22 protein-coding genes, 1 pseudogene and 1 other annotated feature are annotated in these 25,312 nt (G+C 40.1%); of the genes and pseudogenes, 18 read left to right on the plus strand and 5 right to left on the minus strand.

Annotated features, from left to right (window positions below; genetic code table 11):
- Positions 1 to 651 precede the first annotated feature (651 nt).
- The 11 genes from V7201_RS10845 to opp4C (V7201_RS10895) all read left to right on the plus strand — a co-directional run bounded on the left by V7201_RS10845 (position 652) and on the right by opp4C (V7201_RS10895) (position 13,471).
- Complete coding sequence (locus V7201_RS10845; RefSeq protein WP_335376749.1) at positions 652 to 1,635, plus strand: ABC transporter ATP-binding protein; 984 nt, start codon at positions 652 to 654, stop codon at positions 1,633 to 1,635.
- Positions 1,636 to 1,652: 17 nt separating this feature from the next.
- Positions 1,653 to 2,654 carry an ABC transporter ATP-binding protein gene (locus tag V7201_RS10850; protein ID WP_335376878.1) on the plus strand — a complete coding sequence of 334 codons (1,002 nt, stop codon included), beginning with the start codon at positions 1,653 to 1,655 and terminating at the stop codon, positions 2,652 to 2,654.
- Between the two features lie 91 nt (positions 2,655 to 2,745).
- Positions 2,746 to 4,404, plus strand: coding sequence for a peptide-binding protein (locus V7201_RS10855; RefSeq protein WP_335376750.1), 1,659 nt, complete (start codon positions 2,746 to 2,748; stop codon positions 4,402 to 4,404).
- A gap of 387 nt (positions 4,405 to 4,791) precedes the next feature.
- Complete coding sequence (locus tag V7201_RS10860) at positions 4,792 to 5,742, plus strand: ABC transporter permease (RefSeq protein ID WP_335376751.1); 951 nt, start codon at positions 4,792 to 4,794, stop codon at positions 5,740 to 5,742.
- A 57-nt stretch (positions 5,743 to 5,799) separates the two neighbouring features.
- Positions 5,800 to 6,669, plus strand: coding sequence for an oligopeptide ABC transporter permease (gene opp4C / locus V7201_RS10865; protein ID WP_335376879.1), 870 nt, complete (start codon positions 5,800 to 5,802; stop codon positions 6,667 to 6,669).
- A 276-nt stretch (positions 6,670 to 6,945) separates the two neighbouring features.
- Complete coding sequence (locus tag V7201_RS10870; RefSeq protein ID WP_335376752.1) at positions 6,946 to 7,596, plus strand: DUF2268 domain-containing protein; 651 nt, start codon at positions 6,946 to 6,948, stop codon at positions 7,594 to 7,596.
- 179 nt (positions 7,597 to 7,775) lie between these two features.
- Positions 7,776 to 8,798 carry an ABC transporter ATP-binding protein gene (locus tag V7201_RS10875; RefSeq protein WP_335376753.1) on the plus strand — a complete coding sequence of 341 codons (1,023 nt, stop codon included), beginning with the start codon at positions 7,776 to 7,778 and terminating at the stop codon, positions 8,796 to 8,798.
- Positions 8,798 to 9,784, plus strand: coding sequence for an ABC transporter ATP-binding protein (locus V7201_RS10880; RefSeq protein ID WP_335376754.1), 987 nt, complete (start codon positions 8,798 to 8,800; stop codon positions 9,782 to 9,784). Before V7201_RS10875 ends, V7201_RS10880 begins: the two co-directional genes overlap by 1 nt.
- A gap of 48 nt (positions 9,785 to 9,832) precedes the next feature.
- The gene (opp4A, locus tag V7201_RS10885; RefSeq protein ID WP_335376755.1) at positions 9,833 to 11,551 is read left to right on the plus strand and encodes an oligopeptide ABC transporter substrate-binding protein; all 1,719 of its coding nucleotides are present in this window, start codon (positions 9,833 to 9,835) and stop codon (positions 11,549 to 11,551) included.
- Positions 11,552 to 11,585: 34 nt separating this feature from the next.
- Complete coding sequence (opp4B, locus tag V7201_RS10890; RefSeq protein ID WP_335376756.1) at positions 11,586 to 12,551, plus strand: oligopeptide ABC transporter permease; 966 nt, start codon at positions 11,586 to 11,588, stop codon at positions 12,549 to 12,551.
- Between the two features lie 11 nt (positions 12,552 to 12,562).
- Positions 12,563 to 13,471, plus strand: coding sequence for an oligopeptide ABC transporter permease (gene opp4C, locus V7201_RS10895; RefSeq protein ID WP_335376757.1), 909 nt, complete (start codon positions 12,563 to 12,565; stop codon positions 13,469 to 13,471).
- Between the two features lie 67 nt (positions 13,472 to 13,538).
- Here the strand turns inward: opp4C (V7201_RS10895) and V7201_RS10900 are convergent, their stop codons facing one another.
- From V7201_RS10900 to V7201_RS10905, 3 genes and pseudogenes are all read right to left on the minus strand, one after another.
- On the minus strand, positions 13,539 to 14,093 hold the full coding sequence (locus tag V7201_RS10900; protein WP_335376758.1) for a hypothetical protein: 555 nt from the start codon (positions 14,091 to 14,093) through the stop codon (positions 13,539 to 13,541).
- Positions 14,094 to 14,117: 24 nt separating this feature from the next.
- Positions 14,118 to 14,288: pseudogene (locus V7201_RS23200) on the minus strand (nuclease-related domain-containing protein); the annotation flags it as partial.
- Entirely contained in the window at positions 14,207 to 14,521 is a 315-nt protein-coding gene (locus V7201_RS10905; RefSeq protein WP_335376759.1) for a hypothetical protein, read from the minus strand. The gene V7201_RS10905 and the pseudogene V7201_RS23200, both read right to left, overlap by 82 nt.
- Before the next feature lie 632 nt (positions 14,522 to 15,153).
- Here V7201_RS10905 and V7201_RS10910 point away from each other — a divergent pair.
- Entirely contained in the window at positions 15,154 to 15,900 is a 747-nt protein-coding gene (locus V7201_RS10910) for a YjbA family protein (protein ID WP_335376760.1), read from the plus strand.
- 135 nt (positions 15,901 to 16,035) lie between these two features.
- On the opposite strand, the gene trpS is transcribed toward V7201_RS10910, so the two are convergent.
- Together trpS and V7201_RS10920 are read right to left on the minus strand one after the other, a co-directional pair.
- The gene (gene trpS / locus V7201_RS10915) at positions 16,036 to 17,025 is read right to left on the minus strand and encodes a tryptophan--tRNA ligase (RefSeq protein ID WP_335376761.1); all 990 of its coding nucleotides are present in this window, start codon (positions 17,023 to 17,025) and stop codon (positions 16,036 to 16,038) included.
- 59 nt (positions 17,026 to 17,084) lie between these two features.
- Positions 17,085 to 17,312, minus strand: a binding site (T-box leader).
- Positions 17,313 to 17,379: 67 nt separating this feature from the next.
- A complete protein-coding gene (locus V7201_RS10920; RefSeq protein ID WP_335376762.1) occupies positions 17,380 to 17,745 on the minus strand; it encodes a DUF3899 domain-containing protein in 366 nt (121 codons plus the stop codon).
- A 274-nt stretch (positions 17,746 to 18,019) separates the two neighbouring features.
- On the opposite strand from V7201_RS10920, the gene V7201_RS10925 reads away from it, so the two are divergent.
- The 6 genes from V7201_RS10925 to V7201_RS10950 all read left to right on the plus strand — a co-directional run bounded on the left by V7201_RS10925 (position 18,020) and on the right by V7201_RS10950 (position 25,228).
- A complete protein-coding gene (locus V7201_RS10925) occupies positions 18,020 to 19,720 on the plus strand; it encodes a peptide ABC transporter substrate-binding protein (protein ID WP_335376763.1) in 1,701 nt (566 codons plus the stop codon).
- Positions 19,721 to 19,859: 139 nt separating this feature from the next.
- A complete protein-coding gene (gene opp3b, locus V7201_RS10930; protein WP_335376764.1) occupies positions 19,860 to 20,789 on the plus strand; it encodes an oligopeptide ABC transporter permease in 930 nt (309 codons plus the stop codon).
- Entirely contained in the window at positions 20,789 to 21,817 is a 1,029-nt protein-coding gene (gene opp3C / locus V7201_RS10935) for an oligopeptide ABC transporter permease (RefSeq protein ID WP_335376765.1), read from the plus strand. Before opp3b ends, opp3C begins: the two co-directional genes overlap by 1 nt.
- 18 nt (positions 21,818 to 21,835) lie before the next feature.
- Positions 21,836 to 22,870 (plus strand): ABC transporter ATP-binding protein, encoded by a 1,035-nt coding sequence (locus V7201_RS10940; protein ID WP_335376766.1) that lies wholly within the window; start codon positions 21,836 to 21,838, stop codon positions 22,868 to 22,870.
- A gap of 22 nt (positions 22,871 to 22,892) precedes the next feature.
- Complete coding sequence (locus V7201_RS10945; protein ID WP_335376767.1) at positions 22,893 to 23,834, plus strand: ABC transporter ATP-binding protein; 942 nt, start codon at positions 22,893 to 22,895, stop codon at positions 23,832 to 23,834.
- A gap of 200 nt (positions 23,835 to 24,034) precedes the next feature.
- Positions 24,035 to 25,228, plus strand: a complete 1,194-nt coding sequence (locus V7201_RS10950; RefSeq protein ID WP_335376880.1) for a putative glycoside hydrolase — start codon at positions 24,035 to 24,037, stop codon at positions 25,226 to 25,228.
- Positions 25,229 to 25,312 lie beyond the last annotated feature (84 nt).

Genomic DNA, 25,312 nt, shown 5'->3' on the forward strand with positions numbered 1-25,312 from the left:
CTTTTTATTTTGTTTGGACGAGAGATGGGGATCTTTGAAACCTCCCCCCACCATTCGAACGTAAAAGCTGATTGAATGGTCATATGAGCGTCTCTCATAACCATTCCTTTTCCACATTTTGCTCTTATAGATAACCAAGGGTCTTTATTGGCGACCTTTTTTTCCACTTCTTGTATTTTTAGGTACCCAAGAGCCTTTATTGGTGATCTAATTTTCCGCATTTTGTATTTTTAGGTATCCAAGGACTTTATTAATGGACCAATATAATATGACCTTCTTATAGTCAACACTCAATCGCGTGTTAAAAAGAGATTGAGCGGTTCTTGAAAATTCACTCAAGATCATTAGCTAGTAAAAATTTGTTGACTTCCACAAAAGATGCTCCTTTTCTGAGGTGAGTTAAGCCTTTGCGCACTTCTATTTCTCCAATAAAGTTTCTTCCTGTAAACGGCCTCTAACCAAAAACCTGTACCTAAAAGCCTATAAAATCTAAATCTCAAGTCCCGCTATTTATAAATTCCTATCAAAAAAGTAATGAAAGAGTAATAAAATGAAACATTTTTTAATAATTAATAATTATTAGAATCTTTAACTTTGTTTATATCACTAATTTATATCAATTTAAGTTAGATAGGGCGGTGGACAAGAAAAGTGGCAGCTTTATTGGAAATGAAAAATCTAAAAACCTATTTTAAAAGAAATAAAACAGTCATTCCTGCGGTCGACGGAGTTGATTTGGTCATAAATAAAGGAGAAACGGTAGCTTTGGTAGGAGAGTCTGGCTCGGGAAAGAGTATAACCTCACTATCGATCATGAGACTGATTCCAAACCCGCCCGGGGAAATCGTGGACGGGCAGATCAATTTTGAAGGGATAGATCTTACTAAGCTGAGTGAGGATGAAATGTGCAAAATACGCGGGAATGATATCTCAATGATCTTCCAGGAGCCCATGACCTCTCTTAATCCAGTCCTTACCATTGGCGAACAGATTACAGAAGTACTGACTTATCACCAGAATTTAAACAAAACCACGGCGAAGAAAAAGGCAATCGAGATGCTAGAAATGGTTGGGTTCTCCCGGGCGAATGAAATTGTGAATGATTATCCGCATCGTTTATCTGGAGGCATGAGGCAGCGGGTAATGATTGCAATGGCTATGAGCTGCAACCCTAAACTCCTGATTGCTGACGAGCCAACAACTGCCTTGGATGTTACCATCCAGGCTCAAATTTTGGATTTAATGAAGGATTTAAGTAAAAAATTTGATACCTCAATCCTGATCATTACTCATGATTTAGGTGTGGTGTCAGAGGTAGCGGACCGAGTGATTGTTCTATATGCGGGGCAGGTGGTAGAGGAAGCACTTGTAGAAGAATTATTTGAAGAACCTCTTCATCCATATACAGTTGGCCTAATGGGCTCAATTCCATCGATTGATGAAGATCGTGCAAGGCTGATCTCAATTGAGGGCAATGTTCCGTCACCAGAAAAACTCCCGCCTGGCTGCCGTTTTGCACCAAGATGTCCGCATGCCTTTAATCGTTGTTATGCTGAAATGCCACAGCTTGAGATTAAAAGCGGAAATCGTTCAGTAAGATGCTTTTTACAAGATGGCAAGGAGGTGAACCAATGATCACAACAAATGAAACTATGAGATTTACTCAGCAGATAAAAACCTCCGAAACTTTACTTGAATTGACGAATGTCAAGAAGCACTTTCCTATTAAATCTGGACTGCTGCAAAAGACTGTTGGTCATATTAAGGCAGTTGATGGAATAAATTTGAGGGTGAACAAGGGTGAAACCTTAGGCATAGTTGGCGAATCAGGATGTGGAAAATCCACTGTTGGAAGAACAATTATCAGACTCTATGAACCTACAGAAGGCAAAATCTTTTTTAAAGGGAAGGATATCTCTAATCTCTCTGAATCGGAGCTGCGCAAAGATGTCCGCAAAAATATCCAGATGATCTTTCAGGATCCGTTTGCCTCTCTCAATCCAAGAAAAACATTGAGATCGATCATTCGAGAACCGCTGGATACACATCATCAATACAAAAGCAAGGAAAGAGATGAAAAGGTAGAAGCACTATTAGAGAAGGTTGGCCTGAATGCTTCTTTTATAAACCGTTATCCACACGAATTTTCAGGAGGACAGCGTCAAAGAATTGGAATTGCAAGGGCCCTTGCGCTGAATCCGGATTTGATCATAGCCGATGAAGCAGTATCCGCACTGGATGTTTCGATTCAAGCCCAGATTATCAACCTGATGGAGGACCTTCAGGAGGAATTTGGATTAACCTATATTTTTATCTCTCACGATTTGAGTGTTGTCAGACATATTAGCGACATAGTCGGAGTTATGTATCTTGGAAAAATGATGGAACTTGCTTCAAAAAAAGAGCTATATGCTGAGCCGCTTCACCCTTATACGCAGGCACTCCTGTCTGCAGTACCTGTACCAAGGAAAAAAGGAGCGCAAAAGCGGGAACGGATCCTTCTAAAAGGTGAGCTTCCAAGTCCGGCAAATCCACCCAATGGGTGTGTATTCCATACAAGGTGTCCTGCCGCATTTGATCTTTGCAAGCAAGTGAATCCTGACTTCAATGAAGTCAAAGAAAACCATTTTGTTGCCTGTCACCTATTCAAATAACTGATGACAGAATGACTTGAAAGGAGGAGATAGGTGCACCGGTTTGTTTATGAAAAACAAAAAAATCAATATAGTTTAAGGGGGAAATAATGTGAAATTAAGAAAAGCTTCGTGGTGGTTAATATGCTTGACCCTGATTCTCTCTATATTCCTGACAGCCTGCAATAACGGCGACAAGCCAGCCGATAATTCCCAGGGAAAAGATGGCAAGGACGGAACGAAAGATGAAGAGGTAGCTGAAGGACCGCAAAAGGGCGGGGATTTAATCATTGGTTCAACTGGTGCTCCAACACTCTTTAACCCATTATACTCAACTGATACATCTAGCTCGGATATTGAAGGCTTTATCTACGACAGCTTAGTATCTTCAGATACAGAATTTAACCCAACTCTTAGCATGGCGGAAGATATCCAGGCATCAGATGACGGCCTTACTTATACTGCAAAACTGAAAAAGGGCATTAAATGGCATGATGGTGAAGAATTCACTGCTGATGATGTAGTGTTCACGTACAGCATCCCAAAAAATCCTGATTATAACGGGGAACGCGGATCAGCATTTGAAGCATTGGATAAGGTTACCAAAATTGATGATTACACTGTAGAGTTCAAGCTTAGCAAGAAGGATGCTTCATTCTATCCGGTTTCATTAAGCTATGGCATTTTGCCTGAACATATCCTAAAGGATGTACCTGTTGCTAAATTAGGCGAGCATGAATTCAATACAAAGAGCCCGATCGGAACAGGCCCATTCAAGTTTGTTGAATGGAAAGATGGAGAGTATGTAAAGGTTGAAGCATTCGATGATTATTTCAAAGGTCGTCCGAACCTTGACACATTAACATACAAAATCGTTCCTGACATGGACGCAATGATCGCACAGATTCAAGCTGGCGATATCCAATTTGCCGCTGGTGTCCCTGGAACAGATATCGAGACAGTAAAATCATTCCCAGGTGTGAAAGTAGAATCGGGATTAGGCCTATCCTACACATATCTTGGCTATAACGAGAAGAATGAGCTGTTTAAAGACAAGAAAGTCCGCCAGGCAATCACGCATGCCATTGACAGAGAAGCAATTGTATCGTCTGTAATGAACGGTGACGGTCAAGTTGCTCACGTTCCGGAAAGTCCGCTTTCATGGGCTTATAATGATGACGTGCCAAAATTCGAATATGATGTTGAAAAAGCTAAGTCATTACTGGCAGAAGCAGGCTGGAAGGACACTGACGGAGACGGAATCCTTGATAAAGATGGAAAGAAATTCTCCTTCACAGTTAAAACAAACCAGGGAAATAAAGTCCGTGAAGACATCGTTGTTGTTCTTCAGGAACAGCTTAAAGAGGTAGGCATTGAAGCGAAACCTGAAATCGTAGAATGGAGCGCATTCATTGAGCAAATTTCTGCACCAAATTGGAACTATGACGCTCTTGTACTTGGATGGGCTTTATCAACGTTCCCAGATCAATATGATATTTTCCATACAAGCCAGCAGGCAGAAGGTCTAAACTTTGTTTGGTATTCAAATCCTGAGGCGGATAAGTTGATGGAAGATGCTAAACAAATCATGGATCAAGATGAATATAAGAAGGCATATGCAGATATCTACAAGATTATCGCAGAAGACCAGCCGTATTCGTTCCTGTACTATCCAAACGTACACCGTGTAATGCCTGCAAATCTCGAAGGCTATGTATTCAATGCAAGAGATGATTTTTATGAGATTTACAAATGGTGGCTTAAAAAATAAGTTAAAGAGGCACACAACTTAGATAGAAAGGGAAGGAATGTTCTTCCCTTTCTTCCTTATTGAAAATAAGACTATTTTCAGTCATTACCATACATTATTGATTTGGAGCTTTTCGTAATTCGCATATATTTTATCAAGTTCTTATAGAAGGCTTTTTAGGCATATTAAAGCTGATTTTTGTTTTGGAATATTGGTGAAAGGCTAACACATTTTCATCGTGCTGTGTCGGCTCAAAGAGCTTTTTCTAAGTCCTGCGGGATCATCGGGACAGGTGAGCGGTACCAGTCAACACTATTTTAATCGCAACAATGCTTATGAAAACAGCCTTTAAAAAGATCATGCCTCAAAATAAGAGCAAAAATAGCCTGATAAAAAAGGAGAATTTCCATGCTATCTTATATCATTCGCCGAATATTGATGGCCATTCCATTGCTGTTAGGGATAACGGTTGTCTCCTTTGCCATCATGAAATTGGCACCAGGTGATCCTTCCAGCTTGTTGATGGATCCGACGATCAGTCCGGCAGACAAGGCAAAATTCATGGAGAGGTACGGACTCAATGATCCTATCCATATTCAGTATTTTAAGTGGCTCGGGGCTATGCTGCAGGGCGACTTTGGGACATCCCTTATCCGTAAAGGCGTCCCGGTAATTGAAATGATTATGAACAGAATGCCAAATACGATTTTATTGATGGTCGTATCTACAATCCTGGCATTGTTGGTTTCCATTCCTTTTGGTGTCATATCTGCAACTAGGCCATATTCAAAGCTTGATTATACAGTTACGGTGACTTCCTTCCTGGGAGTAGCGACGCCAAACTTTTTCCTTGGCCTGATTTTAATCATGGTGTTTGCCGTCCAGATAAATTGGTTTCCGACGGGTGGGGTTGCGACCTTGAACGCTCCTTTTAGTCTCTGGGATCGGCTCCATCATTTGATAATGCCAGCATTTGTTCTTGCAGCCGCTGATATGGCAGGACTGACACGATATACACGATCCAGTATGCTTGAGGTAATCAAGCAGGATTATATCAGGACAGCTAGAGCAAAGGGCTTTAAGGAAAAAAAGGTTATCTATAAACATGGCCTGCGCAATGGACTTATACCAGTGATCACAATCTTTGGGCTGATGATTCCTTCTTTCATCGGCGGAGCAGTCATTGTGGAAAAAATCTTTACATGGCCTGGCATCGGATTGTTATTCGTAGATTCAGCATTTCAGCGGGACTATCCAGTTATTATGGGTCTAACGGTGATCTCGGCTGTCTTTGTAGTAATAGGCAATCTGGTCGCTGATATTTTATACGCAATTTTTGATCCAAGGATTGAGTACTAAGGGGAGGTACACATGGCACAAACAAACTTAGCTGGAAATACCTCAGGTAATCTTGAAATGCATGGCATCAAGACACAGCGAGACACGATGCTCGGGATTATCACCAGAAAGTTTTTCAAAAATAAACTCGCTGTTATGGGTGCTGTCTTTCTCATCATCATTATTACTGCTGCCATTCTGGCACCGGTCATTGCCCCATATTCACCTTCCAAACAAAACCTGTTACAAAAATTACAGCCGCCAAGCAGTGAGCATTGGCTTGGTACAGATCGTTTCGGAAGGGATACTTTTTCAAGGCTTTTATATGGGGCAAGAGTATCCTTACTCGTCGGTTTTGCCTCTGTACTCGGTTCTATTACAATAGGAACCTTCCTTGGTGCAGTGGCCGGCTACGTGGGTGGAATTGTAGACGCGATAATCATGAGATTTGTTGATGTCATCCTCTCCATTCCATCGATTTTCCTGTTGATTACTTTGGTAACCATCTTTAAGCCAGGCGTCGATAAATTGATCCTAATTTTCGCCTTGCTTGGCTGGACTACTACTGCCAGGCTTGTAAGAGGTGAATTTCTCTCGCTTAGGACAAGAGAATTCGTTCTAGCCTCAAAAACGATCGGGACGAAAACTCATACAATCATATTCTCTCATATCCTTCCGAATGCAATGGGACCAATCATTGTTTCAGCTACCCTTGCTGTCGGGTATGTCATTCTGGCTGAATCAGGCCTCAGCTATTTAGGATTAGGAATACAGCCACCTCACGCAAGCTGGGGGAATATGCTTCAGGATGCGCAGAATTTTACCATTCTATTAAAGTCTTGGTGGTATCCCCTTGCTCCAGGGCTAATGATTCTTTTGACTGTCATTTGTTTTAACTTTGTAGGAGATGGACTCAGAGACGCACTTGACCCAAAGATTAATGAGTAGAAGCCAGGAGCTCCCTGGCTTTTTCTTATTAATGGAATTTCATCAAGCAGAAGTATGTTGGGAAATTTTTTGTGTAAGATTTTTTGAACGTTTCCAAGCTTCTTTCATAAACTTACAATAAAAAGTCTTTGGAGGGTATGAGATGGGATAATCAGGACGGATCAATGGTTAGACATGAATTTTGACAATCCAAAAAAGATATGTGAACGTTTAACGGATCATTTTCCAGGTGAAGTAAACCCGCAAAGAATATACCGATATTTACAGGATTTTGGTATGTACAAGCCGAATCAAAAGAGCAAGAAAACGTATGAAGAGATGAAGTCACGAAAGCTGTGGGAGAACATAGGGAATATCTACTTGAAGTATAAAAGGAAGTGGAAAGGACCTGAAATACCGATATTTATTTTTCCGATGGACACTGCAAACGGAAGATTAATGAAAGAAGGGAAGGGAAAATCCGGAGTCTCCTTTAAAGATAAGTTATTTTTATTTTTAACCCCCATCGAAGACCCAAAGGAAATAGAAGCATTATTTGTCCATGAATACCACCATGTATGCCGGATGAACGGCTTGATTAAAGATCCAGCTGAGTACACGCTGCTTGACTCAATCATTCTCGAGGGCCTCGCAGAGCATGCAGTTGCAGAAAATTGCGGAGAAGAATATACCGGAGATTGGAGCCGGCGATATTCGACAGAAGAATTAGCTAATTTTTGGAAAAAAGATCTTTCAGAAAAACTTTTGATTACAAGAAAAGACAAACTGCACGATCAAATTTTATTTGGAATGGGAAGCAGGCCAAGGCTTTTGGGATATGCAATGGGATATGAAATCATAAAACAATACAAGCAGCATAAAAACTTTACTGAAAAAGCTTCCTTCAAACTTCCTTCCGATAAATTTACAAAGTTGCTAAATTTTTAACATTTTTTTGATTCGCCAAAACCCCCTTATACAGGGGTTTTTTATTATTTTTGAAAAATAATAAATTTCCCAATTGAAAAAAAAGTATTGCAATTGTAATAAATCTGTAATAACATTTTATTAAAATATATTGAATTTGCAGAATATTTTATTATTTAAAATGTGAGAAGGTGTCCCTAATGAGCAATTATTCAATACATAAAGAAGCACCTTTACTAGAGGTGAAAAACCTGGAAACAGCCTTTTCGATTGACGGGCAATATTACAATGCGGTTGATAATGTTTCTTTTCATGTCAAACCACGTCAGATAGTCGGGATTGTTGGCGAATCCGGGTGCGGAAAATCTGTAATGAGTCTTTCGGTTATGCAGCTGCTGCCTAAAGGCGTCGGTAAAATCAGATCCGGTGAAATCCTTTTTGAGGGGACTCATTTAGAACAAATGTCCGAAAAGGAAATGAACAAAATCCGCGGCAAGGATATCTCAATGATATTCCAGGAACCAATGACATCAATGAATCCAGTATTCACGATTGGTTTCCAGCTTCAAGAGGTCCTTTTCAACCACACAAAAATTTCAAAAGCTGAAGCAAGGCAAAAGAGTATCGCGCTACTGAAGAGCGTTGGTATATCAAGACCGGAAAAAATTGTTGATGAATACCCTCACCAACTTTCTGGTGGTATGAGACAAAGGGTCATGATTGCGATGGCCATTGCCAACCAGCCAAAGCTGTTAATAGCAGATGAGCCAACTACTGCATTGGACGTAACAGTACAAGCCCAGATCCTTGACCTGCTCAAGAGTATCCAGGAAGTAAACGATATGTCAGTTATCCTTATCACTCATGACCTCGGCGTCGTAGCTGAAATGTGCGATGAAGTAATTGTTATGTATGCTGGCAGAATTGTTGAACGTGCAGATGTTGAGACACTTTTCTATAATCCTAAGCATCCTTATACAGAATTAATGATGGGTGCCATCCCTAAAATGGATGAAGACAAAGAAGAATTAAGCTCAATCAAGGGGATTGTCCCATCTCTTAAGAATATGCCGGCAACCGGTTGCAGATTCGCTAACCGCTGTCCTAAAGCAATGCCGGAATGTACAAGCATTACACCGCTGCTGGGAGAGGTCGAAAAGGGACATGACGTGGCGTGCATTCTATATGAAGCAAGTATGCCAAGAGAAGGAGTTAAGGCATAATGAGCAATACGACTTTAGTAGATAAAGAGAATTTGCTGGAAATCAAGAATCTAAAAACCTACTATCCTGTGAAAGGCGGCTTCTTCAAACGAACAATTGGGAATGTAAAAGCTGTAGATGATGTTTCATTCGAGATAAAAAAGGGTGAAACATTAGGACTTGTAGGTGAATCAGGCTGTGGCAAATCAACAACCGGCAGAACGATCATCCGCCTGTTGAATGCAACAGATGGTGAAATCTTGTTTGATGGCAAGGACATCACGAAATTAAGAGGGAAGTCGCTGCAAGCCATCCGCCAGGATATCCAAATGGTGTTCCAGGATCCATACGCTTCGTTGAATCCAATGCAAATGGTCGGTGATATCGTCGCTGAACCAATCAAGAATTTTAAAAATGTAAGCACGAAGGATTTGAAAGAGGAAGTGTTGGATTTACTGACAAAAGTTGGACTTCCAGAAGATGCTTATTTTAAATATGCTCATGAATTTTCTGGAGGCCAGAGGCAGAGGATCGGCATCGCCCGTGCACTTGCCCTGAGGCCAAAGCTGATCATAGCTGATGAGCCGGTGTCCGCACTGGACGTATCGGTACAGTCGCAGGTTCTTAATCTGTTGAAGAAGCTTCAAAAGGAATTTGATTTAACCTTTTTATTCATCGCTCATGACCTAAGTGTCGTTAAGCATATGAGTGACCGGATCGGTGTTATGTATCTCGGCAATATGGTAGAAATTGCTGACCGCAACAGCATGTATGCTGAACCGCTCCACCCATATACTCAGGCTTTGATCTCAGCTATTCCAATGCCGGACCCGCGCAGGAAAAAGGAGAGGATCGTTCTTGAAGGAGATGTTCCAAGTCCGATGAATCCTCCAACAGGATGCCCATTCCATCCGCGCTGCCCAGCTGCGATGGCCGAGTGTTCTCAGGTAAAGCCAGCTTTAAAGGAGGTGAAGCCAGGACATCAGGTTGCTTGCCACCTTTACTAGGGTACAATTTTTTTACCAAATAAAAAAACGAAAAACGGGGGGAAAACCATGAAGAAACCTTTGCTATGGCTAGCCATGCTTGTATTGGTTTTATCAACATTCCTTGCTGCGTGCAGCGGAGGAGACAAAGAAAAGACAACAACTGAACCAAAAGACGGTGACAAAGGAACAACTGCAGAAGGCCAGCCACAAGATGGCGGCACATTAGTTTACGCTTTAGATTCTGAATTCAAAGGTCTATTGAACTGGAACTTCTACGATGCCGACGGAGACGATGATATCATCGCATTCTTCGACGATGCATTGATCGACTATGATGAAAACCTTAAAGCAGTACCAGGCATCGCTAGCTGGACTACTGATGACAACAAAACTTTCACATTCACATTTGAAAAAGGCGTAAAATGGCACAATGGCGAAGAACTAACAGTTAATGACTGGGTATTCGCAATCGAAACAATCGCTACACTTGGTGGAGAACACCAGCGCTGGTCAAACGTTAACACTATCGTAGGTGTTAAAGAATTCAACGAAAAGAAAGCTGACAAGATCTCTGGTCTTGAAGTTGTAGATGACTACACTTTAAAAATCACTTTCGACAAAGCCCGTGTTAACAACCTTGAAAACGTTTGGTCTTACCCGCTTTCAAGAAAAGAGTTTGAAGGAATCGCACCTAAAGACATGGCTGCTTCTGAGCAGGTTCGCACTAAGCCTGTAGGAACTGGTCCATTCAAAGTTACAAAAGTTGTCCCTGGTGAATCAGTAGAGCTTACAAGAAATGAAGACTACTGGAGAGGCAAGCCTCACCTAGAAAAGATCATTGTTAAAGTTATCGACAGCTCCCTAACTACTGGAGAACTTAAGAATGGAACTCTTGACATGACTCCATTCCACCCAACAGTACTTCCAGAAATCGAAGCTTTAGATAATGTTGATGTTGTAAGATTCCCTGGCTTATCTTACTACTATGTTGGTTTCAAATTAGGTAAATACGATGGCAAGAAAAACGTAATGAACATTGACAAGTATGCTAACAAAGAACTTCGTCAAGCTATGCTATTCGCAATCAACCGTGAAGAGTGGGTAAATGCGTTCTTCAGCGGACTTGGCAAACCACTAGATCGTCCAATCCCATCTGCACACTGGATTGCTGCAGATAACAAAGATATGCCTGTTCAATATTCTTATGACCCTGCAAAGGCTAAAGAACTATTAGACAAAGCTGGTTATGTTGATAAAGACGGTGACGGATTCCGTGAAGATCCTAAGGGTGAAAAATTCGTTGTTAAATTCTCTCATTATGCAACTGGAAACCCTACTTTCGAAGCACGTGCAAAAGCTTTGACTCAGTACTGGGAAGAAGTTGGCTTGAAATCTGAGCTTCAAATGACTGACGTTAACCTTTACTACGACCAAATCGAAAAAGACGATCCAGCTCTAGAAGTATTCTACGGCGGCTGGGGTACTGGCGCTGATCCAGATCCACTACCACTTTGGGGTGTTGAATCTGTATGGAACTACCCTCGCTATGTAAATGAAAAAGCAGAAAAACTTCTACAAGATGCTGTAGATATCGAAGTAGTTGGAACTGACACAGAGAAGCGTAAGCAACTTTATGCTGACTGGCAGAAGATTATGAATGAAGATGTACCAGTATTGCCAATCCTTGAGCTTGAAGAAGCAATCGCTGTTTCTAAGCGTGTACAAGGTGTTAAATATGATGTATCTGGTTCAAATTCATCTCACGAATGGTGGATTAAGCAATAATTAAGAACCACTTATTCAGTTAAGGAGAATGCATATGCTTAAGTACAGTTTACGACGCATCCTCGGCATGATCCCTATGCTTTTCCTTATCTCTATCGTAGTGTTTTCCCTGGCGAAACTTATGCCAGGGGATTCACTCAGTGGAGAAATCGATCCGAACAATACGGATCCGGCATACATAGCAGAGATGCGCGAGAAGCTCGGATATAATGACCCTATCCACGAGCAATATTTAACATGGATTACGAACTTCATGCAGGGTGAATTTGGAAAGTCTACACGTTATAAGATTCCTGCAAGTGAAATTATTGTTGAACGTTTGCCTAATACTATTTTTCTAGGATTCACAAGTATTTTAATCACATATATACTTGCGTTTATTATGGGTATATATGCAGGCAGGAAGCCTTATTCATTAGGCGATAATGCCATAGGTACCGCAAATTATATAGGATTGGCACTTCCTTCATTCGTGGCAGGGGTGTTCGCCATCTATTTCTTTTCATTTAATCTAGGCTGGTTTCCTTCAAACGGTTCGGTGGATATATCCGCAACAGAAGGAACGGCTGCTTATTGGTTCAGCAGGCTGCACCACGTATTCTTGCCTGCCATTGTATTAGGTTTACTAAGTACCGCAAGCTATACGCAATTTTTGCGTAATGACATTATAGAAAATAGCCGTAAAGATTTTGTGCGAACAGCAAGAGCAAAAGGAACTGCTGAAAGCAAGATCTACAATCAGCATATTTTAAGAAATTCGATGATCCCGCTGATTACTTTCCTTGGATTTGATATTGTTGCGTTGGTTGGCGGTGCCATCATCACTGAAACAATCTTCACATACCCAGGAATTGGCCAATTGTTTTTGAACTCGGTAGCACAGAGAGATTATCCGGTACTGATGACTTTAACAATGATGTTCTCATTCTTGACTTTATTTGGTAACTTGGTTGCCGATATACTTTATGGAGTTGTTGATCCAAGGATCAGGCTTGATTAAGGAGGATGGCTATGGAAATTTCAACAGCAAAAAATACACAGATTAACCTGAAGCCAGAAAAAGGCTTGTCTCCATGGGCCATCGCTCGCAAAAAGTTTGTGGCAAACAAATTGGCAATGACAAGCTTGATCTTTTTGATCTTCGTATCAATCATTTCATTTTTGGCTCCATATATAACGACAATTGACATTACTAAAATAAATATTGGTTCCATGTCACTGCCTCCCTCTTCTGAACATTGGCTTGGAACAGACAAAAGCGGGCGTGATGTATTCACGAGACTGCTGTATGGCGGCAGGATTTCCTTATTAGTTGGAATCAGTTGTACTTTATTCGTTATAATGTTCGGTACTGTTGTCGGTTCTATTGCTGGATACTTCGGCGGTGTTGTTGACAGTATGTTAATGAGGTTTACAGACTTTGTCCTAAACTTCCCATTCCTGGTTTTCGTTATCGTTTTAGGTACAATTTTCTATGGAAAGTTAAACGGACTTGTTGTACTGATCATGGTAATCAGCTTGCTTAGCTGGGGCGGTGTTGCGAGGATTGTACGAAGCAAAATCCTGGCTGAGAAGGAGAATGAATACATTCTCGCTGCCATCTCAATTGGCTGTTCTCCTTTCAAGGTTATCACCAAGCATCTATTGCCAAACGTTCTTTCTACTATCATTGTACAGGCAACGATCCTATTCGCTGGAATGATTGTGTCGGAATCGGCATTAAGTTATCTTGGTTTTGGAGTTCCAGCAGAAATACCAAGCTGGGGAAATATGCTTTCTTTCGCAAATGAACCAGACGTATTACAAGGAAAACCGTGGATCTGGATCCCGCCGGCCCTTGCCATTACTCTGACAATCCTCTCCATCAACTTCATTGGTGAAGGTTTGAAAGATGCGCTAAATCCTAGATCACGCCGTTAAAAAATCTACCATACAAAGGTAGATTTTTTATTTTTGTTAAAATGGATGCTGATAAATAGGTCTAGAATCATATTTTCAAAATTGGGGAGAGGTCGTAGACTCTTCCTTTTTTTGTGCCCTGGTGGGGGAGCTGTAGGGGAACTAACAAATCAGATGCCATTTTAACCTTAGATTCAGGAATAAGAAGAAAATTTCGGAATTGTGAAAGTGTAATTGTTTGGCTAAAAAGTAGGGAATAATCTGTTATAGCTGAAATATGGGCATCCTTGGATTTGCAGCCACAATTGTTGCAAAACCATTTTCCGTGCTGCCGATTCATGGGTATTGCATAACAAGAAGGGCATTGGACTCCTGACTTTATATCAAGAGGGTCAATGGAATATGCTGAGAGGATTTTAGGAAGGAGGGAAGTATGGGATTTTAGAAGTTGTTTGCCAATTTTTTTGATTTCTTTTAATGCTAGGTTTTCTTTGTAATATCGTTTCTCAAATTCAATCAACCTTTCATAAAGCTGATCAGAATGTAGTAATCTTCTATTTTTGTCTGTGCTGTTTCCATGTGTTTTAATCACTGTTGTGGAGTGTGCAATGACAACTAAGTATTCTATTGAGATGGATCCCATCTTGTTATCGATCAGCCATTGGGATAAAAGTCGCTTGTGTGTACGAACCTGAGTAATAGGGTCGCGTATTCCTTCTTCTTTGCCATTAAAAATCCGTAAACATTGTTCCAAATTTAAGTCGAACAAAACAGTTCCTGAAATGTTTTTGGAATCAATAATGAAGGAAACATTAGGGGATAGAAGAAGAGTATCAATTTGAAAAAAAAGTGACCATTTTGCTGGAGTCTAAGATCATTTAAGATTATGTATTTTTCATTAGGAAGAAAGCCTAATTGATAATCTAATTCCTTTCCTCCACGAATACCTGCAGACAATTTCCTATGGTTTTCCTGAATAAGCGAGATTTTTGGATGTGTACCATCAAGCCGTCTTATAATTGCCTCTTCTGCTCTAAATTTAAGTGGTATTTTCCTTTCTTTATAGAACAATTCCATCACTCCTCTGTCCGATATATACCACTACAATTCTATGTTTGCTGATGAATTCCTTTTTAACGGCTGGATTGTTGAAAAATTGCCTTTATTTAAATGGATAGACAATGAGTTATTCCGGAAAAGTCTCAATTTATTCCGGAAAATTAAAATATATTCCGAAAAATATATCTTATTTTCCGGAAATCCAAAATATATTCCGGAATGACTCTAAGGAGTCCATTAATTAAAGATCCCCAGTACTGTCCACCCGCCCTCAATCATATAAATGTAAAAATGGACAGGCAAGGGTGAAAGCTATGTACAACGATCACAATGAGATGGGCAAGAATAATGATATATAGATTGATACTGTTAACCATTGGTTTTGGTATTGCGGTGTCTGGTGGAATCAGTACAATTGCTTATTTAAACATGATTATTGCGGGACATGGTTTTGTTGAGTATTTAACCTTCATAGCTAAAAGGTTGGAGTGCTACATGCTGCCTATAGGAATAGGCGTCATCTGGCTTAGTATATATTGGCCACATCATACCGATGAAAAATGATCTTCCTAATAAGGAATAATTTTACTTAGTGCTGCCCATACTGATGGACAAACAGTTTCTTGAAGTGAGGGGTTATAATCATGTTGTATCTTCATGATGTCTGGGTAAATTGGTTCGAAGGGGAAGAGAACGGCTATAATGTCTGCCATTTTCATGAATGGCGCAAAGATGACGGGGTTGAGCTACTTGACCAGGTGCCTCTTTTGAAAATTGATCATCTGCTATTTAATTATATTGAGAATGATTTATCAGAGTTGCCTCAACAGCTTCTGGATGACATATACAGAAAGGCGTACTTGAGGAAAAACCATGAGCGCACCCAGCTCGACTACTGTTTTGTCGTTTCTGATGGAACAGGTATCCTCGCGGTTGATACAATTGGCTACAATATTCCCATCCGAAAAAGCCGTTTGATTCCAAGGCAGGAACAGTTAGTATATGAAATGATTGAAAATCAGGATACGATTCAATATGGGTTCAACGACCAAACCGCCTTGAAGGACTTTCATATTCTTTCTCCTTCGCCCGATCTCATGAAGGGGCTGACGCGCAAAGAAAGGCAATTGAAACAATTGCTGTTCATGGCAATGGATCAATTGAATTCATCAAAAAATGTAGCTGAGGTGCGTTACTGGTTCACTGAATGGAAACCGGAGTTATATGAAGAAATCCAGCAGCGTTCGTTCGAGGAAGTGTGGGAACAGCTATTTGAAGAAACGAAATATGGCTGGTCCGGTAAACATGAAAAATTCTGCGAAAACATAATAAAGGGCCAGACATTTTTCGAGAAATTATGGGAAATGGAACATGGTCCAAAGGTAAATTAGGGAGCTGATCATCATCAGCTCCTTTTTTAATGGAGACAAACATCTAATGAATCCATCTCGTACAAAAATCAAAACCTTCATTAACCAAAATAAAAAGAAGCCAACCTAAGTCAGCTCCTGATTTATCCACTCACGTTATCTTCTTTTCCGGCCAAGGCCCATCGCATTCTCCATTTTGCCAAGCATTTTGCTGGCAACACGGTTTGCTTTTTCAGCACCTCGATCGAGTATTTCATCCAACTCTGGAGAGTCGATTAGCTCAAAGTATTTTTTCTGGATAGGTTCAATCACATCGACTACAACTTTTGCAAGATCGCCTTTAAAATCTCCGTAACCTTTTCCTTCATATTCTTTCTCAATATCAGCAACAGACTTTCCGGATAAGATTGAATAAATAGAAAGGAGATTTGAAATTCCCGGTTTATTCTCTTTATCATATTTCACGATTCCTTCAGAATCAGTTACTGCACTTTTAATTTTCTTTTCGATCTGTTTTGGATCATCAAGCATGGAGATGAAAGCTTTGTTATTTGGGTCTGATTTGCTCATTTTTTTCAAAGGATCCTGCAATGACATAACCCTTGCACCAACCTTGGCAATCCTTACTTCTGGGATTGCAAAAATGTCATTGTATTTTCTGTTGAAGCGTTCAGCTAAATCCCTTGTTAATTCAAGATGCTGTTTCTGATCCTCACCCACAGGTACAAGATCCGTTCCATAAAGCAGGATATCTGCTGCCATTAAAGGAGGGTATGTTAATAAACCAGCTGAAACAGCTTCCTTTCCAGTCGATTTGTCTTTGAATTGTGTCATTCTTTCAAGCTCGCCGATGTAAGCGACACATTGCATCATCCACCCTGCCTGGGCATGTGCCGGAACCTCTGATTGTATGAAAAGTGTAACTTTTTCAGGGTCAATACCTGAGGCAATATATAGAGCTGCCAGGCTTTTGATATTTTTGCGAAGCTGCAGCTTCTCTTGAGGCACAGTAATCGCATGCAGGTCAACAATACAGAAATAGCAGTTGTATTCATCCTGCAATTCAGTGAATTGCTTCATAGCACCGATGTAATTGCCTAGAGTAATCGTCCCGCTTGGCTGGATGCCGGAAAAAATCGTTTGCATGTAAATTCCTCCTGTTACTTAAAAAAATATATAAAAAAAGACCATCCATCCCTACATAAAGTAGGGACGAATGGTCCGTGTTGCCACCCTAATTACTCAATAATGAGTCACTCAGCCCATGCCAGATAAAGCATGGTTCCCTTTAACGCAGGGTATACGCCTGGATCTACTTTGGTTCGAAGCAGGGGCTCGAAAGTCCATTCCAAATGCCAGGCTGTTTGCTCGCACCAACCACAAACTCTCTGAAAACCTCGAACAAGTGTACTATTCTTTGTCATTGCCTTTAAATACAATTTTATTAACAAGAATTATAATCAATTACGACATAAGATGCAAGGGACACAAAGGGAATTTTTACAGGTAGTAAATAGAAAGCGCCGCAAGCATTAAAACAAAGTCTAAAAGCCCAACTATCAGAATCGGATTCGTATTGATTTTCACCATTTCAGACAAAGGTGTCATTTCATTAATCGATTTGATCTTCTGTCCGTCTTCCTTGCCAGCAAACACAGTCCTGAACGAATAGGATATTGCATCAAAAAATCCAGAATTAACTGTAAAAACTAGCAGCGAGGTAAAAAGCAGAAAACTTGAAATATAAAAAGAAATATTAATATAGTTGAGTAATGAAAAATTTTTGTAGTAGAGAAGCAAGAGAAGTACTACTAAAACTTGAGAGCTTAAAAAACCTGATAAAATTTTCCCAACACCTTTACTCATTTTACTATTTCTCCCTTAAATTGTTATTTTATAAAAGTAATTTCTTCAAAAATCAGCCGAAAAAAACTCAAATATTACAGTGAGCCAAGTATGCGAAATATTGAACAAATGCCTATAAGTCACCATTATAACACATATTTTTCAGGTAATTTATTACTATTGTTTCAATGTTGTAAATTTTTCGCGGAAAAATATTGAACATTTTTTTCAATCTATGTATAATAGGGAATGTAAAAAGTTTTCAGAAAACAACAAAAAAAGAGGGGGCATAACTTTGAAAAAGTCAAAATTTTCATTGCTTTTGGTTCTGACTCTAGTATTCTCTCTTTTCCTGTCTGCATGTAGCGGCGGAAAAGACGACAATGCTAGCGACAAGCCTAAGGACGATGACAACGCAACACCAGCTGAAAAATCAGATCTGCCACAAGAACTAAGAATGTTGGATTCTTCTGAAATCCCAACAATGGACACTGTACTTGCAGAAGGTTCTACTAGCTTCACATACATAAACAACGTAGGTGAAGGTCTATACCGTCTTGGACAGGACCACAAGCCAGTTCCTGCACTTGCTGATGGAGAACCAACAATCAGCGAAGACAAAACTGTTTACACTTTCAAACTTCGTGACTCTAAATGGTCAAACGGAGAGCCTGTAACGGCTAAAGATTTCGTGTATGCTTGGCAGCGCGCAATCGATCCTAAGACTGCTTCTCCATACGGCCCATACATGATGGGTGGCAAAATCAAGGGTGCTGCTGAAATCACTGCACTTGGTGCTGCTAAGAAGCCTTACGATCTTAACACTCTTGGAGTTAAAGCTCTTGATGACAAGACTTTAGAAGTAACACTTGATAAGCCAGTAGTATACTGGGCTGACTTATTCGCTTTCCCAACATTCTATCCTCAAAACCAGAAGTTTGTTGAAGAAAAAGGCGAAGCTTTCGCAAGCAATGCTGAAAACTTACTTTACAACGGTCCTTTCAAGATGACTAAGTGGGAAGGTACTGACGCTACTGAGTGGGTACTTGAAAAGAACGAAAACTATTACAATGCTGATCAAGTTAAACTTGAAAAAATCACTGTAAACGTAGTTAAAGATTCTAACTCTGCTGTAAACGCATTCGAAGCTGGCGAAACAGACATGACTGGATTGCTTTCTTCTGATATCGTTCCACAATATGAAGGCGACGACCGTATGCTTAGCTGGATGGAGCCAACTGTATTCTGGATCAAAATGAACCAAAAGAACAAAGCTCTTGCTAACGTAAACATCCGTAAGGCAATTGCAATGGGCTTCAACAAAGAAGACCTTGCTGCAAGCATCCTTAACAACGGATCTGTTGCTGCAAACTATTTCGTACCAAAAGATTTCGTATCTCTAAACGGTGAAGACTTCCGTGAAAAGAACGGCGACATCGTTACTTTCAACGCTGAAGAAGCTAAGAAAGCATGGGAAGCTGGACTTAAAGAACTTGGCGTAGATAAGCTAGAAATTCGCTACCTTGGTGGAGACACTGAAGCAGCTAAGAAAACTGATGCTTACATCAAGAACCAATTAGAAACAAACCTTCCTGGCTTGACAGTCAAGCTTGAAAGTGTTCCTTTCGCAGTTCGTCTAGAGCGTGACAACGCAATGGATTATGATCTTCAATTCGCTGGCTGGGGTCCTGACTATGGTAACGCGTTATCATTCACTGACCTATGGATTACAGATGGCGGAAGCAACAGAATGGCATACTCTAACCCTAAATACGATCAGTTAATCAAGGATGCTCAAGGCAAACTTGCAACTGATGAAAAAGCTCAATGGGAAGCACAGCAAGAAGCTGAAAGAATCATGCTTGGCGAAGACTTCGGTCTAGCTCCAGTTTACCAGCGTGCTGCTAACATCCTATTGAATCCAAATGTTAAAGGTCTTGCGATCTATAACTATGGTCCTGACTACTCATTCCAATGGGTAACAATCGAAGAATAGTAACTATAGCAGTTTCTTATTTCAGAGTGTAATAATTCTGAGGATAGAAAGAGAGTATATCTAGATATACTCTCTTTTTCCCTGTATGGCATTTGTCGAACAATAGGGAAAATTGAAATAATATAGGAGGTGCACACATATGGGGAAATACTTACTTAAGAGATTCTTTTATATGTTTTTAACTCTTTTCATTATTGCGTCCCTGACCTTTTTCTTAATGAAAATCATACCAGGTACGCCATTCGCGAGTGCTGCAAAATTGCCGCCGGCACAGCTGCAAATAATGAAAGCAAAGTATGGATTGGATCAGCCGGTACCTGTACAATATGCCAAGTATATCGGGAACTTACTGCAAGGTGATCTTGGTATTTCTTTTCAATTTAATAATACTCCGGTAACGGATTTGATGATCAAACGTTTGGGGCCATCTGCACAATTAGGCTTCCAGGCAATGGTAGTAGGAACTATTATAGGTTTAGTATTAGGTATTTTCGCCGCAATCAGGCAAAATAGCTGGGTTGATTATGGTTCAACATTTTTGGCTGTATTGGGAAAATCAATCCCTAACTTCGTATTTGCCGGTTTATTGCAGTACTTTATTGGTGTAAAACTAGGATGGTTCCCTGTCCTATTCTGGAAAGGCCCTGAGTACACAGTGCTACCGACTATTGCATTGTCTATGTTCCCCATCGCGATCGCTGCACGTTTTATGAGAACAGAAATGATTGAGGTAATGGGTTCGGATTATATCATGCTTGCTAAAGCAAAAGGTGCAAGTTTCTTTGAGATTGCCTTCAAGCATGCAATGAGAAATGCTTTGATTCCACTGGTAACTGTACTTGGCCCTTTGGCTATTTCAATGATGACTGGTTCACTAGTTGTAGAAAAGATTTTTGCCATCCCGGGACTTGGGGAGCAATTCGTAAAATCGATTACAGTTAATGATTACCCTGTTATTATGGGAACAACCATTTTATTTGCTGCATTATTTGTAATCATCATCCTAGTAGTGGATATTTTATATGGAATCATTGATCCACGCATCAGGCTGTCTGGAGGTAATAAGTAATGGCTGATTTTGAAGCGAAAATTTCACCAGATCGTTTTAGACCGGCGGTTATCGATTCGTCTAAAAGCGAGGAGATCAACAAGCCGAGCTTAACCTTCTGGCAGGATGCTTGGATGCGTGTCCGTAAAAATAAAGCTGCATTGGCAAGTTTGATTGTCATGCTTTTACTTGTAGCAATGGCATTCATTGGTCCACTGATTAGCGGTAAAGAATATGATACCCAAAACGTAAGGCATAACAACTTGCCTCCTCGAATCCAGGGTCTTGAAAATATAAGCTGGCTTCCATTTGACGGTGTAAAGGTCAATAATGCTGGTAAAGAAATCAATATGTATGAAATGAAAAAGGTAAAAGAATATTACTGGTTTGGTACTGACGCACTAGGCCGTGACTTATTCACACGTGTATGGAAGGGAACGCAAATTTCATTGTATATCGCTTTATTAGCAGCATTAATCGATATGCTTATCGGGGTTGCTTATGGTGCGATTTCAGGCTTTTATGGAGGCCGACTAGACAATGTCATGCAGCGTATTACTGAAGTATTAGTAGGAATACCGACAATGATTATCGTTATCTTGATGATTCTTGTGCTGAAACCAGGTATTATTTCAATTACGGTCGCCTTGACTATTACAGGCTGGGTCGGTATGGCACGTGTCGTCCGTGCTCAGGTATTGAAATTAAAGGAACAGGAATTTGTGCTTGCTTCAAGAACATTAGGAGAATCAGATGGAAAAATCATCTCAAAGCACTTGCTTCCAAACCTTGCCGGAGTCATTATCATCAATACAATGTTCACAATTCCAAATGCCATTTTCTTTGAAGCTTTCTTGAGCTTTATTGGTCTGGGATTACAGGATCCGCTAGCTTCTCTTGGTACATTAATTGATGATGGTTTTAAAGTCCTTAGACTTCATCCACATGAAATGATCATTCCAGCTATTATCATCAGTATCATCATGATCACTTTTAATATGCTGGCAGACGGATTACGTGACGCGCTTGATCCAAAAATGCGCGATTAATAGGGTAGGTGAATAATTATGGAAAATATTTTAGAAGTTAAAGATTTAAATATCTCCTTCCATACATTTGCGGGTGAGGTTCAAGCAATCCGCGGTGTGAATTTTGAACTGAAAAAGGGAGAGACCCTGGCAATCGTAGGTGAGTCGGGTTCTGGAAAATCAGTAACAACTAAAGCTATCATGAGATTATTGCCTCCAGGAAACTCCGAAATAAAAAGTGGCCAGATTCTATTTGACGGCAAGGACTTGACTAAGCTTACTGACAGACAAATGCAAAAGATACGTGGAAAAGATATTTCGATGATTTTCCAGGATCCGATGACATCATTAAACCCAACCATGCAAGTGGGCAAGCAAATTATGGAGCCGCTTATCAAGCATCAAAACATGAGCAAATCCACTGCAAAAGAACGTGCTCTGCAATTACTTAAGCTTGTAGGTATTCCAAAACCAGAATTGCGGATTAACCAATATCCACACCAATTCTCAGGTGGTATGAGACAAAGGGTTGTAATTGCTATTGCTTTAGCTTGTAATCCTAAGGTGTTAATTGCCGATGAGCCTACAACAGCTCTTGATGTAACGATCCAAGCTCAAATTCTTGAACTTATGAAGGATTTACAGAATAAAATCGATACTTCGATTATTTTTATCACGCACGACCTTGGCGTTGTGGCTAATGTAGCTGACCGTGTGGCAGTTATGTACGGAGGAAAAATAGTAGAAATCGGCACAGTTGATGAAGTTTTCTATAATCCGCAGCATCCTTACACTTGGGGTTTGATCAGTTCCATGCCAAGCCTGGATGCAAAAGAAGAAGAGCTTTATGCAATCCCTGGTACGCCGCCTAACTTATTGCATCCGCCAAAGGGCGACGCTTTTGCTCCACGTAATGAATATGCGATGCAAATCGATTTAGAAGAACAGCCTCCGATGTTTAAGGTTTCTGACACACATTATGCTGCTACCTGGCTGTTGCATCCAGATGCTCCCAAAGTAGAACCACCGGCAGCTGTAAAGAGCAGAATGCGGAAATTCATAGGCGTGAAATAACTGTAAGAGGAGGACTGGCTTCATGGAAAATAAAGAAAAGCTTCTTGAAATAAAGAATTTGAAGCAATACTTCAATATGGGGCAAGCAAATGAAGTAAAGGCTATAGATGGTATCTCTTTTCATATTTATAAAGGAGAGACACTTGGCTTGGTTGGAGAATCCGGTTGTGGTAAGTCTACAACTGGCAGAACTATCATCAGACTGTATGATGCTACTGATGGAGAAGTAATCTTCAAAGGTGAAAACGTACACGGCAAGAAAAATAAGAAAGACTTAAAGAAATTTAACAGAAGTATGCAAATGATTTTCCAGGATCCATACGCATCATTGAATCCAAGGATGAAGGTTTCTGATGTTATTGCAGAGGGCATTGATATCCATGGTCTCGCGAAAAGTAAACAAGAAAGAATGGAAATGGTATATAGCTTGCTTGAAACTGTCGGCTTAAATAGAGAACATGCCAACCGTTATCCGCATGAATTTTCAGGCGGACAAAGGCAGCGCATCGGCATTGCCCGCGCACTTGCTGTACAGCCAGAATTTATTATTGCAGATGAACCTATTTCCGCTTTAGATGTTTCTATCCAGGCACAAGTTGTAAACCTGATGAAGAAACTGCAACGTGAAAAAGGGTTAACATACTTGTTTATTGCACATGATCTATCAATGGTTAAATATATCAGCGACAGAATTGGAGTAATGTATTTCGGAAAGCTAGTCGAATTAGCTCCTGCAGAAGACCTTTACAACAATCCTCTGCATCCTTATACACAATCGTTACTATCAGCGATTCCGCTTCCAGATCCAGAATCTGAACGTACGCGTCGCCGCAAGACATACGATCCAAACTTGCACCAGTACGCTGATAACGAAGAAGTTAAAATGCGTGAAGTCTCTGCTGGACACTATGTATATTGTTCAGAAAAAGAATTAAAACAATATCAGCAGCAATACGTAAAATAAATTTGACGATCTCATTATTTGAGATCGTTTTTTTTTGCTTTGTTACTAATATATTTCGGAAAGAAATCCCAACAAAATTATGAGACTATGATATCTAAAAGTGTCGAAAGTGGGTAAAATAGATTCATAGATGAGAATCAAGGATTCATATATTATAAGAAACATTGTGCCAGATATAAAAGGAGAGATGATAAGTGCAGATGAAAAAAATAGCAGCAGCAGCTTTATTGGCCGCCTCTTTATCACAAATGAATGGTGAAGTATTTGCTGCCGAAAAAACGCATAATACCGAAAAACTGCCTATAAGGGAACATGAATCTTTTATTAGAAATATCCCCGATCAGATGCCAAGGTTTAAATTCGATTCTGGGTTTGAATTTACATATCCAGAGGCTGTAAGGGGGATTTATGTGACAGGACATTCAGCCGGCGGAGAAAAGTTTAATCAACTTATTGATCTTATTGATAAAACTGATTTAAATGCTATGGTAATTGATATAAAAGACGACCACGGTTACCTTACATACAAACCAGAAGAAACATCAGCATTTAAAGACATAGGAAAACCTTATATCAAAGATCCGAAGAAAATGATGAAGACACTTGAAGAAAAACAAATTTATCCTATTGCTCGAGTTGTAGTATTTAAGGATACTGCCTTGGCGCAAAAAAAACCAGAGTGGTCTTATAAAGCAGGGAACGAAATTTGGAAAAATGGCAGAGGTGAGTCCTTTGTTAATCCTTTTGTAAAAGAGGTTTGGGACTACAATGTCCAAATAGCAATTGAAGCTGCCAAAATGGGCTTTAAAGAAATCCAATTTGACTATGTTCGATTCCCTGAAGGCTTTGAAAACAGAGATGCTTCTCTTGTTTATTCGATGGGGGACTATAAGGACGTAAAAATGGACAATGTTCAAAAACGTGTAAACGCAGTGACTGACTTTGTCGCGTATGCACGAAAGGAACTCGAGCCTTATGATGTAAAAGTATCGGTAGATATTTTTGGCTATACAGCGACATTGCCTGAAGCTCCTGGAATCGGACAGAACTTCTCGAAAATCTCTGAAAATGTAGATTTAATATCGTCCATGATTTATCCAAGCCATTGGACATCTTATTTTGGAATCGCCAAGCCTGATACCGAGCCATACAAGCTTGTTGTCGAATATGCAAAGCTTGAAAAGAGAAAATTAGATGAATTAAAAACACCGCCAATTTCTCGCCCTTGGCTACAAGACTTTACGGCATCATGGCTTGGCAGCGGGAATTACCTGATTTACGGAAAGAAAGAAGTCGAAGACCAAATCCGGGCACTCAATGATCAGGGAATTAATGAATATCTATTATGGAACGCAAGTAACAGATATACGCCCAAAGTTGATTACACTCCTTAACTAAGTGTAAATAAAAACGGAGAGTATGAATAAAATGAAAGGTTCTGTTAAAGCTGAATGTTGATTTTTAAATCCTGTTGATTG

The organism is Bacillus sp. JJ1122 (assembly GCF_036964885.1).
GTDB lineage: Bacteria > Bacillota > Bacilli > Bacillales > Cytobacillaceae > Mesobacillus.